8 protein-coding genes and 2 pseudogenes are annotated in these 13,227 nt (G+C 69.3%); 8 read left to right on the top strand and 2 right to left on the bottom strand.

Annotation, left to right across the window (positions count from 1 at the left end; genetic code table 11):
* Positions 1 to 60 precede the first annotated feature (60 nt).
* Both OPF83_RS16830 and OPF83_RS16825 read right to left on the bottom strand, forming a co-directional pair.
* A complete protein-coding gene (locus tag OPF83_RS16830) occupies positions 61 to 3,174 on the bottom strand; it encodes a (Fe-S)-binding protein (RefSeq protein WP_264888797.1) in 3,114 nt (1,037 codons plus the stop codon).
* 181 nt (positions 3,175 to 3,355) lie between these two features.
* Positions 3,356 to 4,984, bottom strand: coding sequence for a S1 family peptidase (locus OPF83_RS16825; RefSeq protein ID WP_264888796.1), 1,629 nt, complete (start codon positions 4,982 to 4,984; stop codon positions 3,356 to 3,358).
* A 244-nt stretch (positions 4,985 to 5,228) separates the two neighbouring features.
* Between OPF83_RS16825 and gdhA the strand changes: the two genes are divergently transcribed.
* The 8 genes and pseudogenes from gdhA to OPF83_RS16785 all read left to right on the top strand — a co-directional run.
* Positions 5,229 to 6,575, top strand: a complete 1,347-nt coding sequence (gene gdhA, locus OPF83_RS16820) for an NADP-specific glutamate dehydrogenase (RefSeq protein WP_264888795.1) — start codon at positions 5,229 to 5,231, stop codon at positions 6,573 to 6,575.
* 522 nt (positions 6,576 to 7,097) lie between these two features.
* Entirely contained in the window at positions 7,098 to 8,951 is a 1,854-nt protein-coding gene (gene dnaK / locus OPF83_RS16815) for a molecular chaperone DnaK (RefSeq protein WP_264888794.1), read from the top strand.
* Positions 8,948 to 9,526, top strand: coding sequence for a nucleotide exchange factor GrpE (gene grpE, locus OPF83_RS16810; RefSeq protein WP_264888793.1), 579 nt, complete (start codon positions 8,948 to 8,950; stop codon positions 9,524 to 9,526). The genes dnaK and grpE overlap by 4 nt, the downstream gene beginning before the upstream one ends.
* A gap of 109 nt (positions 9,527 to 9,635) precedes the next feature.
* Complete coding sequence (gene dnaJ / locus OPF83_RS16805) at positions 9,636 to 10,814, top strand: molecular chaperone DnaJ (RefSeq protein ID WP_264888792.1); 1,179 nt, start codon at positions 9,636 to 9,638, stop codon at positions 10,812 to 10,814.
* The gene (locus OPF83_RS16800) at positions 10,811 to 11,239 is read left to right on the top strand and encodes a heat shock protein transcriptional repressor HspR (RefSeq protein WP_264888790.1); all 429 of its coding nucleotides are present in this window, start codon (positions 10,811 to 10,813) and stop codon (positions 11,237 to 11,239) included. Before dnaJ ends, OPF83_RS16800 begins: the two co-directional genes overlap by 4 nt.
* Positions 11,240 to 11,375: 136 nt before the next feature.
* Positions 11,376 to 11,951: pseudogene (locus OPF83_RS16795) on the top strand (extracellular solute-binding protein); the annotation flags it as partial.
* Between the two features lie 124 nt (positions 11,952 to 12,075).
* Complete coding sequence (locus tag OPF83_RS16790) at positions 12,076 to 12,942, top strand: carbon-nitrogen hydrolase family protein (protein WP_264888788.1); 867 nt, start codon at positions 12,076 to 12,078, stop codon at positions 12,940 to 12,942.
* Positions 12,939 to 13,227, top strand: a pseudogene (locus OPF83_RS16785) (hypothetical protein); the annotation flags it as partial. The gene OPF83_RS16790 and the pseudogene OPF83_RS16785, both read left to right, overlap by 4 nt.

The following is a 13,227-nucleotide window of genomic DNA, read 5'->3' as shown; positions in this document are numbered from 1 at the left end:
ACGACCGCGGCCCGTGATCAGAAGTCCTGATCACGGGCCGCGGTCGCGTTGTCTCGTCGGTCAGCCGAGCGAGAGGCCGTATCCGCCGGACTTCTTCGACCGGGGGATCGCCCCGCCCGCAGCCGGCTTTGCCGGGGCCTCCGAGGCCGGTGCCTCGTCGGCGGCGTCGGCAGGGGACTCGGCCTTCGCGGGCTCCGCCTGGGCGGACTCGGGAGCCTCGGCCGGAGCCTCGGGCTTCGTCGGCTCCTCGGTCGCCGGAGCGGCCGGAGCCTTGGGAGCACCGGGAGCCTTGGCTCCCCCCTTCAGTCCCAGGCCGACGGTCGGCTTGGCGGGCTTGGCCGATCCCGTCTCGGCCTCGGCGGGCGCCACAGCAGCCGGAGCGGTAGCCTTCGGCGCACCGGGAGCCTTGGCCCCGCCCGGGGCCTTCGGCGCGCCGGGAGCCTTGGCTCCGCCGCCGAGCGAGAGCCCGCCCGACTTCGGTGCGCCCTTGGCCGCTCCGGTGGTGGCCGGAGCCTCGCCCCGGGCCGCTTCTCGGGTCTCCTCGGTGCGCTCGGCGTCCTTGACCTCGGACTGGGCCTCGGCGCCCACAGCCGTGGCGCCCCCCGGGGCCTTGGCGCCACCGGGCGCCTTGCCGCCGCCACCGAGCTTGAGGCCGCCCGACTTGGGCGCGCCCTTCGAATCGGCGACGGACGCGCCCGCCGCTGCGGCGCTGACTGCACCGGCGGTACCGGCGGCGGCCACCTCGGCGCCCTCGCCCTTGTCGGTCACCTCGTTATCCGGGGCGGCTTCGGCGGGCGCCGCCGTGGCGGTGGCCCCGGCCTTCTCGGCCTCGGCAGCCTTGCGCTCGGCCTCCTCGGCCTCTTTCTGCGCCGTGGTCTTCTCGCGCTGCGGCTTCTCGAGCCACGACGGCTCACGCGGCTCGGGCAGGTCACCACCGCGGGACACCGACTCCAGCAGGAGCTGGGAGACGTCCACGACCTCGACCTGGTCCTCGAGTTCGGTGCCGCTCGTCTGGGCGGTGGCACCGTCGGAGAGCATCACGCGACAGAACGGGCAGCCCGTGGCGATCTTGCTGGGCTTGGTGGAAAGGGCCTCGTCGACGCGGTCTATGTTGATGCGCTTACCGATGGTCTCTTCCATCCACATGCGCGCGCCACCGGCGCCACAGCACATGGAGCGCTGGCCGTGACGGGGCATCTCCTTGAGCGTGACACCCGAACCGTCCATGAGCTCGCGCGGCGCCTCGTACACCTGATTGTGGCGGCCGAGGTAGCAGGGATCGTGGTAGGTCACGGTGCCGTCGATCGGGGCGACCGGCACGAGGAGCTTGTCCCGCACGAGACGGTTGAGCAGCTGCGTGTGGTGCACGACCTGGTAGTCGCCGCCCAGCTCGCCGTACTCGTTCTTGAGCGCGTTGAGGCAGTGGGCACAGGTCACGACGACCTTGCGCTGCTTGGCGGGGACACCGTCGAACGCGTTGTTGATCGTCTCGATGTTCTGCTCGGCGAGCATCTGGAACAGGAACTCGTTGCCCGCGCGGCGGGCGGAGTCACCGGTACAGGTCTCGCCCTGGCCGAGAACCGCGAACTTCACGCCGGCGGTGTGCAGCAGGGTGGCCACGGCCTGGGTGGTCTTCTTGGCGCGGTCCTCGAAGGCGCCCGCACAGCCGACCCAGAACAGGTACTCGGTATCGGAGAAGTCCTCGATGTCGGAACCGATGACGGGGATGTCGAAGTCGAGCGACTTCATCCATTCGTCACGACCGGCGTTGTTCTGGCCCCAGGGGTTGCCCTTGTTCTCGAGATTCTTGAACAGTCCGGCGAGCTCGGTCGGGAACTCGGACTCGATGAGCACCTGGTAGCGGCGCATGTCGACGAAGTGGTCGACGTGCTCGATGTCGACGGGGCACTGCTCGACGCAGGCACCACAGGTGGTGCAGGACCACAGGGCCTCGGGATCGATGATGCCGGCGGCCATCGGGTCCTCGGAGACGTCGGCGGTCGTGGCGCCGACCAGCGGACGCTGGGCCTCGAGGCGGGCGGCCTCGGGGATCTTGCCGAGCTTCTTCTCGTCCGGGTTGCCCTCGGCGTCGATCAGACCGACCTCCTCACCCATGACGGTCCTGCCGCCGGCGAGCAGGTACGGGGCCTTGGCGGCACCGTGGTCGCGCAGCGACATCATCATGAGCTTCGGGCTGAGCGGCTTTCCGGTGTTCCAGGCGGGGCACTGCTCCTGGCAGCGGCCACACTCGGTACAGGTCGAGAAGTCGAGCCAGCCCTTCCAGGAGAAGTCCTCGATGGCGCCGACGCCGAGCTTGGGCTCGAAGTCCTCGTTCTCCTCGGTGAGTTCCTCGATCTTCTCCATGGTCAGCGGGACGCCGTCCATGGTCATGGGCTTGAGCGCGCCCAGCGCTGTGCGGCCGTCGGCCTCGCGCTTGAAGTAGATGTTGAAGAACGCCGCGAAGCGGTGCCAGGCGACGCCCCAGGTGATGTTGCGGCCGACGACGTACAGCCAGATCATGCCCGAGAGCAGCTTGACCAGCGCGAAGATCGAGACCATGAGCTCGTTCGCGGGCAGGATGGTCGAGAGCGGTCCGGACACCCAGTCGGTGGCCCAGTGGAAGTGGTGACCGTCCTCGGCCAGCAGGGCGAGCTTGCCGGCCTTGACGAAGATCATGCCGAGACCCTCGACGAGCACCACGGCCTCGACGAAGTAGGCGGCCTTGAGGTCCGATCCGGTGAACCGGTTGAGGCCTCGGCGTTGGTTGATCTGGCGGATGATGATCAGCGCGGTGATGCCGATGACGGTGCCCAGGCCCAGGAACTCGTCGATCGCGTGCCACCAGGCCTGATCGGACAGCCACGGCCAGCCGCCGCGCGGGTTGAACGTCTGGATGTAGGCCTCGAACCAGACGATCGATCCCAGCAGGAAGCCGATCATGACGAACCAGTGGAAGAAGCCCACGGATCGCTTGCGGGCCATCCGGGTGTGGATGCCCACCTCGACGATGACGTTCTTCAGCCGGGAGAACACCGGGCCGAAGCGGTTGAAGCTGTCCTTCTGGCCGAGCATGATGCTCCGGACCATGGTGGAGACCCCACCGATGAAGGATGCCCAGCAGAACAGACTGAGCAGGACGCCTATCGTCCCGAGGGTGATGGTCACGCCTGACATGGTTCGCGGCCTTTCGTCGCACTTCCTCGACGTACGGACTCGTTATACCTCTATAGGGTCCGTCGACAGTGTTGAACTCAAAGGTATGTCACGCGGGCCCCGTTCCACGAGTTGAGGTCGCCCTAACCTGAGGGTTTCCCACTCGCGGAACGGGGCCCGCGTGGTGTGGTGCCGGAGATGGTCAGCTGGTCCGCAGCTCCAGTCCGGGATGGGCGGCCAGCACATCGGAGATCGGGACCGCGGACAGGCGCGGGGTGAAACCCGCGGCCCGGGACGACGCGGCGGCGTCGGCGCAGGTGCCGGAGTCGGCGACGTTGGAGGCGCTGGAGATGCCGAGAGCACGGTCACCGGAGAAGACGACACCGCCGCTGTCGCCGGGGAGGGCGCACAGGTCCACCGTGAAGGCACCGTCGATGGTGCGGGTGCCGGCCACGTCGATCAGGGAGTCGACCTGCGAGATGGTGCCGCAGGAGAACCCGGTGCGGAAGCCGGTCTTGCAGGCCTTCTGTCCCACGACGGGCTCGGCGGTGCCGGTGATCGGCTGTGTGGCGCCGCGGTCGGTGCCGACGAGGTTGTTGGTGAAGCGGTCGGCGAACGCCTCGTCGACGGCGATGAGCGAGGTGTCGATCCCGTCGCGCTTGGTGCCGGCCATGGTGCCGAACTGCTGACCGTCGGCGAACGCGGCGCGGGTGCCGTCCTCGCCGGCGCAGTGGGCGGCCGTGATCACGACGGGCTTCCCGTCGAGAACGCCGTTGAACCCGGTCGAGCACTCGAGCACACCGCCGGGCACGCCGACCTTGTAGGCGGTGCCGCCGACGACGGGGCCCGAGGCGGGCTCACCGGCGGGGGCGCCGGAGCGGCCGTCGGTGGTCTGGGGCTGGGGGTTGGGGACGATCTCGTTCATGCCGTCGATGATCGACCCGGTGCCGGTGGTGAGACCGGAGAGCAGGTCGACGATCGTGCGCATCGGTCCCTCGGGGATGACCCCGGCCTGGTTGAGCAGGGCCAGGCTGCCGAGCGAGCCGGTGTCGGCGCCGGTGGTGCCGTCGTCCCCGGTGCCGGGACCCTCGGTGCCGGTTCCCGCACGGCCGTCGGCGGTGATGGCCGGTTCGATGCCGTCGACGGTGGGTTCGCCGTTCGACCCGGTCTGGCCACCCTCACTTCCGAACGGCGCGGTGTCGCCGTCGGGGCTCGGGGCGTCGACCATGTCGACGATCGCGAGGTCGTGCAGCCGGTTGTCGATGTTCCCGAGCGTGGCCGCGTCGCCGCCGCGGGTGGTCACGACGACCGCGTTGCGGGTGGGATCGATGCGGATCCCGGTGACGAGATCACTCATGTGGGTCGGCATGCCCTCGACGATCTTGCCGACCTGTCGTTCGCGGGCCTGGAGCTCGTCTGTGGTCAACGCCACGTCCTTGACCGTGAACCCGGCCTCGGTGGCCTCGGTGCGGAGTTCGTCGCCGATCTCGCCCGGGAGGACGCCGACCGTTCCGGTGCCGTCGTCGTCGAGCCACACGCCACCGAACGCGGCGCGGAACTCGTTCTCCCATCCGGGCCGCGCCTTCGCCAGGGCTTCGCCGATGCCCGCCTGCTCGAGGAATTCCTCCGGCGTGAGGCCGAGATCACGCTCGAGCGCCTCGACGAGCGACGTCAACTGGGGTGCGATGGTCTCGGTGAGGGCGGGGAGCGCCGCCTGGGCGAGCGGCGCGGTCGCCGGGGGAGCGGTGGTGGGTGCGGCGCCGGCGGGAGCGGCCGCGGCGACGAGTGCCGCGGCTGCTCCCAGGGCGGCGAGCTTCGAGGTGATGCGCATGGTGGCCTTCCGTTTTCCACGGTGGTGCGACTGGAGAGGTCGACCTGGTGGACACGAGATTACGGAGTTGTGATTATTGAGTCCAGTGGGACACGTGTGATTAGTGGGATTAAATTCCCGAATTCTCAGAGTGACCTGAGTCGGAGATTTCGGACTTCTGGCAGTAGGCTGCCTCTTCGGCGATGACGTACGGGTCTGCAACGACGTACGCGTCGTGTACTGACTCACATAGACCGGAGGTCCCATGTCCGACGCTGACGCCGCACTCCACGAAGCTCTCGACACCGTTGTGCGCCGCAATCCCGGACAGGCCCTCTTCCGACAGGCGGTCCACGAGGTCCTCGAATCGCTCGCCCCTGTGGTGAAGCAGCACCCCGAGTACGTCGAGGGCGGGATCCTCAAGCGGATCATCGAGCCCGAGCGGGTCGTCTCCTTCCGTGTCCCCTGGGTCGACGACAACGGCGTCATCCAGGTCCAGCGCGGTTGCCGCGTCCAGTTCAGTTCGGACCTCGGGCCCTACAAGGGCGGCCTGCGCTTCCACAAGTCCGTCGACGAGGACACCCTGAAGTTCCTCGGCTTCGAGCAGATCTTCAAGAACGCTCTCACCGGCCTCGGCCTGGGCGGCGGCAAGGGCGGCTCGGACTTCGACCCGCACGGCAAGTCCGACGGTGAGGTCATGCGCTTCTGCCAGTCGTTCATGGCGGAGCTCGCGCACCACATCGGCCAGGATCTCGACGTGCCCGCCGGCGACATCGGCGTCGGCGGTCGCGAGATCGGCTACCTGTACGGCCAGTACCGCAAGATCACCGGCCGCAACGAGGCCGGCGTCATCACCGGCAAGGGCGTCGGCTACGGCGGGTCCTGGGCGCGCACCGAGGCCACCGGCTACGGCCTGGTCTACTTCGTCCGCGAGATGCTCCAGGACACCAAGTACAGTCTCGAGGGTGCGCGCGTCGTGGTCTCGGGTTCCGGCAACGTGGCCCTGTACGCCGCCAAGAAGGCCTCGCAGCTCGGCGCGACGGTCGTGGCCTGCTCGGACTCCCAGGGCTACGTCCTCGACGAGGACGGCCTGGACCTGGACCTCCTCTCGGAGATCAAGGACGTGCGCCGCGAGCGCCTGTCGGCCTACGCCGAAGAGCGCGGCAACTGCACCTACTTCCACGGCAAGAACGTGTGGGAGGTCGACTGCGATATCGCCCTGCCCTGTGCCACCCAGAACGAGCTCGACGGTGACGACGCCCGCCGCCTCGCCGACAACGGCTGCCGCCTCATCGCCGAGGGCGCGAACATGCCCTGCACCGAGGAGGCCGTCGAGGTGATCCACGAGCGCGGCATCCTGTTCGGCCCCGCCAAGGCGGCCAACGCCGGTGGGGTGGCCACCAGTGGTCTCGAGATGCGCCAGAACGCCGGCCGTCTGCAGTGGGACTTCGAGCGCGTCGATTCCGAGCTCGACCGCATCATGACCAACATCCACGCGACCGCCGCGGCGACTGCCGACGAGTACGGGGTCCCGGGCGACCTCGCCGCCGGCGCCAACATCGCCGCGTTCCGCCGGGTCGCCGACGCCATGCTCGCCCAGGGCGTCATCTGATCCGGATTCTCGGATGAGTCGGCACTGATTGGCGGACGCCGGGCCGTCCCGCCGGGCGACTGAAACGCGTTGCCGGGCGGCGGGACCGTTCCGCCGTGTGACGGAGCCGTTCCACCGTGTGACGGAGCCGTTCCACCGTGTGACGGCGTACAGGACCACGACGACAACACCGATGTTGTCGTCGTCGTCCTGTTTTCTCTCTTCTTTTCTTCCTTCGCGGCACCTGCGTGCCTTCATCGGCAGGTGGGCGTTATCCGACGCGACGATCATGCGCACCTCTGGTCGAGAAACATGCGTCGCCTCTGCTCAAGTCTGAGTGTGAGTTACCTCACTTCCGGAATGGAATCCTGCGCGGATCAGTTGTACGGGACGTCAAACCTCAGCGGCTCAGGCTCAACTAAGGTTGACTCGCCGGGCATCGGCGGGCACTCTGGGAGTCGAACTGTGGAGCGACCGGACCCGGACTTGAGCCGGGGTCGCTGAAGAACAGTCATCAATCTCTGGAACGGTAAGGAGTTCACCATGGGACGTGCAGTCGGTATCGACCTCGGCACCACCAACTCGGCGGTCGCGGTCCTCGAGGGCGGCGAGGCCCAGGTCATCGCCAACGCCGAGGGGTCGCGCACCACCCCGTCGGTGGTCGCCTTCGCGAAGAACGGCGAGGTGCTGGTCGGCCAGCCAGCCAAGAACCAGGCGGTCACGAACGTCGACCGCACCATCCGCTCGGTCAAGCGCCACATCGGCACCGACTGGAAGTCGGACCCGATCGACGGCAAGACCTACACCCCGCAGGAGATCAGCGCCCGGACGCTGCAGAAGCTCAAGAGGGACGCCGAGTCCTACCTCGGTGAGGACGTCACCGACGCGGTGATCACCGTCCCGGCCTACTTCAACGACGCCCAGCGTCAGGCCACCAAGGACGCCGGCCAGATCGCCGGGCTCAACGTCCTGCGCATCGTCAACGAGCCCACCGCCGCGGCCCTGGCCTACGGGCTGGACAAGGCCGACAAGGAGCAGACCATCCTGGTCTTCGACCTCGGTGGCGGTACGTTCGACGTCTCGCTGCTCGACATCGGTGACGGCGTCGTGGAGGTCCGCGCGACCTCGGGCGACAACCACCTCGGTGGCGACGACTGGGACCAGCGGATCGTCGACTGGCTCGTCGAGAAGTTCAAGGCGCAGAACGGCATCGACCTGACCAAGGACAAGATGGCCCTGCAGCGTCTGCGTGAGGCCGCGGAGAAGGCCAAGATCGAGCTGTCCTCGGGGCAGTCCACCTCGATCAACCTGCCGTACATCACGGTCGACGCCGACAAGAACCCGCTCTTCCTGGACGAGACGCTGACCCGCTCGGAGTTCCAGAAGATCACCCAGGACCTGCTGGATCGCTGCCGCAACCCGTTCCAGGCCGTCATCAAGGACGCCGGCATCTCGGTCTCCACGATCGACCACGTGGTGCTGGTCGGCGGCTCGACCCGTATGCCGGCCGTGAGCGACCTGGTCAAGGAGCTCACCGGGGGCAAGGAGCCCAACAAGGGCGTCAACCCGGACGAGGTCGTGGCAGTGGGCGCCGCGCTGCAGGCCGGCGTGCTCCGTGGCGAGGTCAAGGACGTGCTCCTGCTCGACGTGACCCCGCTGTCGCTGGGCATCGAGACCAAGGGTGGCGTCATGACCAAGCTCATCGAGCGCAACACCACCATCCCGACCAAGCGTTCGGAGACCTTCACCACGGCGGACGACAACCAGCCGTCGGTGCAGATCCAGGTGTTCCAGGGTGAGCGCGAGATGGCCGCGCAGAACAAGCTGCTCGGCTCGTTCGAGCTCGCCGGCATCGCCCCCGCCCCGCGTGGCGTGCCGCAGGTCGAGGTGACCTTCGACATCGACGCCAACGGCATCGTCCACGTCACCGCCAAGGACAAGGGCACCGGCAAGGAGAACACGATCGTGATCCAGGACGGCTCCGGCCTGTCCAAGGAGGAGATCGATCAGATGATCAAGGATGCGGAGGATCACGCCGCCGAGGACGCCAAGCGCCGCGAGGAGGCCGACGCCCGCAACCAGGCCGAGTCCACGGTCTACCAGACGGAGAAGTTCGTCTCGGAGAACGAGGACAAGATCCCGGCGGACAAGAAGACCTCGCTCGAGGCGGCCATCGCCGAGGCGAAGACCGCGCTCGAGGGGTCGGACGTCGACGCGATCAAGGCCGCGGTCGAGAAGGTCAACACCGAGGCACAGGCTGTCGGCCAGGCGATCTACGAGGCCTCCGCGGCCGAGGGTGCCGAGGCCGGAGAGGGCCCGTCCGCGGGCGCGGCTGACGACGATGTCGTGGACGCCGAGGTCGTGGACGAGGACGAGACCGGGAGCGATTCCAAGTGACCTCGCCCCACGCTGACGGACCGGAGACCGACAAGGCCGCGTGGGCCGGTGCCGACGCCGAGACCGTCGACGCCGCCGAGGTGGCCGACGAGGCCGCGGCGGCTGAGGCCGCCGCGGCCGGCGGGGACGGTGCGCTCGAGGGCGAGATCGTCGACGAGGCGTCGACAGGGCTGCAGGCGCAGCTCGACGAGCGCACCGCCGACCTACAGCGGGTGTCGGCGGAGTTCGCCAACTACCGCCGACGCATGGACCGCGAGCGCACGGCCGGCATCGAGGCCGCCCGCGCGGGGCTGCTCTCCGAGCTGCTCCCCGTGGTGGACGATCTCGACCGCGCCCGCGATCACGGCGACCTGGCCGACGGGCCGCTCAAGGCCTTCGCCGACAAGATGGTCGCGCTCCTTGCGGGCCAGGGCGTCGAGCAGTTCGGCGAGGAGGGAGACCCCTTTGACCCGAACCTGCACGAGGCCGTGCAGGACGAGTCCGACGGCGGCGAGCCCGTGCTCGGCACCGTCCTGCGCAAGGGCTACCGCATGGGCGATCGCACCCTGCGCGCGGCGATGGTCATCGTCCGCTGACAGAGGCGACCGGCACGTGCAGGTGCGGCCCGCATCAGGCGGACCGCACCTGCACACCCCGGCAGACCTGAGAAACTAACTACAAAGCAGGACAGAAAGGAGGCGTCTGGTGAGCCAGCGCGAATGGGTCGAGAAGGACTACTACGCCGAGCTGGGCGTCTCCAAGACCGCCACGCAGGACGAGATCCGTAAGGCGTACCGCAAGCTCGCCCGCGAGAATCACCCGGACTCCAACCCGGGCAACACTGCGGCCGAGGAGAAGTTCAAGCGGATCAGCGAGGCGAACGACGTCATCGGTGATCCGGCCAAGCGCAAGGAGTACGACGAGTTCCGCGCCCAGGTCTCCTCGGGCGGGTTCGGCGGCTTCGGCCCGCCCGGAGGCGGCGGTTACACCACCACCAGCGATTTCGATCTCGGTGACCTGTTCGGCGGCGGCGGACCGGCCGGCGGGGCCGGAGGCTTCTCCGACCTGTTCGGCGGGTTGTTCAACCAGGGACGCGCCGGCGGCGGCGGAACCGGTCGGTCCCGGGCGCAGCGCCCGCGCGGAGGCCAGGACGTGGAGACCGCGCTGACGCTCTCGTTCCGCGAGGCCGCGCTCGGTGAGACCGTCCAGATCAAGCTCTCCTCGGCGTCGCCCTGCCTGACCTGTCACGGCAGCGGCGCCAAGCCCGGCACCAGCCCCAAGGTGTGCGGCACCTGCCACGGCGCCGGCGTCACCCAGCGCACCCAGGGTGCGTTCGGCTTCGCCGAGCCCTGCACCGACTGCGGCGGTACCGGGTCCAAGATCGACGACCCGTGCACCGACTGCGGAGGCAGTGGCGTCACCGACCGCACCCGCACGATTAACGTCAAGGTGCCGGCGGGGGTCTCCGACGGCCAGCGCATCCGGCTCTCCGGACAGGGCGAGGCCGGCTTCCGGGGCGCGCCCTCCGGCGACCTGTACGTCACGGTGACCGTACAGAAGGACGCGGTCTTCCAGCGCGACGGCGCGGACCTGCTGGTCGACCTGCCCGTGTCCTATCCCGAGCTCGTGCAGGGTGCACAGGTGTCCGTCCCGACCCTGACCGGCCGGGTGACCGTCAAGGTCCCCGCCGGATCGCGGGACGGCCAGATCCTGCGGGTGCGAGGCCGGGGCATCGCACGCAAGTCCGGAACCGGCGACCTCAAGGTCACGCTCCGGGTGGCCACGCCCCCCGCCGGGATGGCCGAAGCCGAACTCGCCGCATACGACGAGGCGCTCCGCGCGGCAGGCTTCGATCCGCGGTCGGGCTGGGCCGGGTCGGCATGAGCCCCCGGCTGGACGTCGAGGACCTCGGTCCCGACGACAGCGTGCTCGTGATCTCCATGGCCGCGGAGCTGTCGGGGCTGCACGCCCAGACGCTGCGCACCTACGACAGGCTCGGGATCGTCACCCCCGAACGCACCCGGGGCGGCGGCCGCCGCTACTCACTGCGCGATGTCGCGATGCTGAGGGAGGTGCAGCGACTCAGCCAGGAAGAAGGCGTCAACCTCGCCGGTATCAAGCGGATCATCGAACTGACCAACCAGGTCGACGCGCTGCGCAGCCGCGTCAGCGAACTGCTCGAGGAGGTGTCCGAACTGGGGAAACGAGGCGGTCGGGCGGCGCACTCGGGCGAACTCGTGCACGTGCCCCGCTCCACCTCGGTGGTGGTGTGGCGGCCCCGTCACGAACGGGATGCCGACGAACGTTGAGGTAAGGCGACGAGCGCATCGTCGCTACCACCGGACAGCCCACAGGCAGTGAGGGTGCCCGCGAGCGTCGAGGTGGAACTGCGTAACGGCAGCGACTTCGACCTGGGTAACCGAGGGTGACGCCTCCGAGGCGGATGTGTACCTGACGGAGAACTCGCCCGCCATCTCGATGGTGGCCCGAGAAGGTCTCCTGGCGCCCGTGGCCGACCGCACGCTCGAGCAGGTGCCGGAGCAGTACCGCCCCTCGAGCGGCGACTGGGTGGGTATCGCCGCCCGCTCGGCCGTGTTCGTCTACAACAAGGACACGGTCGACGAGGCCGAGCTGCCGACGTCCTTCGCCGACCTGGCGAGCCCCCGGTGGAAGGGCAAGTGGGGCGCGGCCCCGGCCGGGGCCGACTTTCAGGCGATCGTCTCCGCGTCCCTCGATCTGAGCGGTGAGGACGCGACCCGCACCTGGCTGGAGTCTCTCGAGGGGCCCGACGGCACATTCGCCACCTACAAGGGGAACAAGCCGATCCTCGCCGCCGTCAACGCGGGCGAGATCGACGGCGGAGTGATCTACCACTACTACTATTTCGGTGACCAGGCCGGCACGGGCGAGTCGTCGCAGAACGTGGGCCAGCACTACTTCCGCAACGGCGGCCCGGAGTCGTTCGTCTCGCTCTCCGGCGGAGGCGTTCTGGCGGGTGCCCCGCACGCGGAGGACGCGCAGCGCTTCCTGGAGTTCATCACCTCGGCGAAGGGGCAGGAGATCCTGCGCGACCGGCGGGGGAGTAGGCGGCGCCTCGGACGGGTACCGTCGACAGCGTCCCAGCCCACGACGAGGAGGCCCGCCCGTGCGTATCGCCGCCGCCCAGATCCTGTCCGGATCCGACCCGCAGGACAATCTCCGGCTCGTCCGGGAGGAGGTCGCGGCCGCCGCGGCGCAGGGGGCGCGGATCGTGGTGTTCCCCGAGGCCACGATGCGGGCGTTCGGCGCGGGCCGGCTGGACGAGATCGCCGAACCCCTCGACGGTCCGTGGGCCTCGGCGGTCGCTGCGACGGCGCGCGAGCACGGAGTCGTAGTGGTCGTCGGCATGTTCACGCCCGGCGAGGGCGGCAGGGTGCGCAACACCCTCCTCGTCACCGGAGACGCGGGCGAGGGCGGCGCGGCCGACGGCGAGGCGAGCGGTGACCTCCACCTCGGCTACGACAAGATCCACCTGTTCGACGCGTTCGGGTTCGCCGAATCCGACACCGTCGAGCCCGGAGACACCACCCGCGTCGTGACGGTCGACGGCGTGGGGATCGGACTGAGCGTCTGTTACGACATCCGGTTCCCCGGCCAATACCGGCAGCTCGCCGCGGACGGCGCGCGGATCACCCTGTGCAGCGCGTCGTGGGGCGCGGGGCCGGGCAAGGTCGAGCAGTGGCAGCTCCTGGCCCGCGCCCGCGCGCTGGACGCGACCACGTTCCTGCTCGCCGTGGACCAGGCCGATCCGCAGATCGTGGGTCGCGAGGTCAAGCGCGGCGCCCCGACGGGCGTTGGCCACTCGATGCTCGTCGGACCGGACGGTGCGGTGCGCGACGAGGTCACGGCCCCCGGCGAGGGACTGTTGGTGGTGGATGTCGACGACGACGAGGTCACCAGCATCCGGAAGGCGGTCCCCGTGCTCGCGAACGGGCGTATCACCGAGACCCCGACCGAGGCGGTGGGGCGGTGACCGGGCCTGCTGGGCCTGACGGCCCGCGGGAGGGGTCCCGCGGAGACTCCGATCCGGAGACCGAGCGGTTCCCTGACCCGGAGACCCAGCAGTTCACTGGTCCCGAGACCGAGCGGTTCTCCGACGCGGCATCCGACGACCCGCCCACCGAACCGATCGACGCCACCCCGGCCGACCCGCCGACCCGCGCGATTCCGCCCGTGGACCCGGATGCGGAGTCGACCGGGACCGCGGCGTGGTCGCAGTACCGCGACGAGTCGGACCCGGTTCCGCCGACAGGCGGGG

Source organism: Dietzia sp. NCCP-2495 (assembly GCF_026011735.1).
Taxonomy (GTDB): Bacteria; Actinomycetota; Actinomycetes; order Mycobacteriales; family Mycobacteriaceae; genus Dietzia.
This window is presented reverse-complemented; position numbering and strand designations above follow the sequence as displayed.

Bases quoted from the DNA above. Each gene is read 5' to 3' on its own strand.
- OPF83_RS16830 (WP_264888797.1), bottom strand. From the start codon at position 3,174: ATGTCAGGCGTGACCATCACCCTCGGGACGATAGGCGTCCTGCTCAGT.
- OPF83_RS16825 (WP_264888796.1), bottom strand. From the start codon at position 4,984: ATGCGCATCACCTCGAAGCTCGCCGCCCTGGGAGCAGCCGCGGCACTC.
- gdhA (WP_264888795.1), top strand. From the start codon at position 5,229: ATGTCCGACGCTGACGCCGCACTCCACGAAGCTCTCGACACCGTTGTG.
- dnaK (WP_264888794.1), top strand. From the start codon at position 7,098: ATGGGACGTGCAGTCGGTATCGACCTCGGCACCACCAACTCGGCGGTC.
- OPF83_RS16800 (WP_264888790.1), top strand. From the start codon at position 10,811: ATGAGCCCCCGGCTGGACGTCGAGGACCTCGGTCCCGACGACAGCGTG.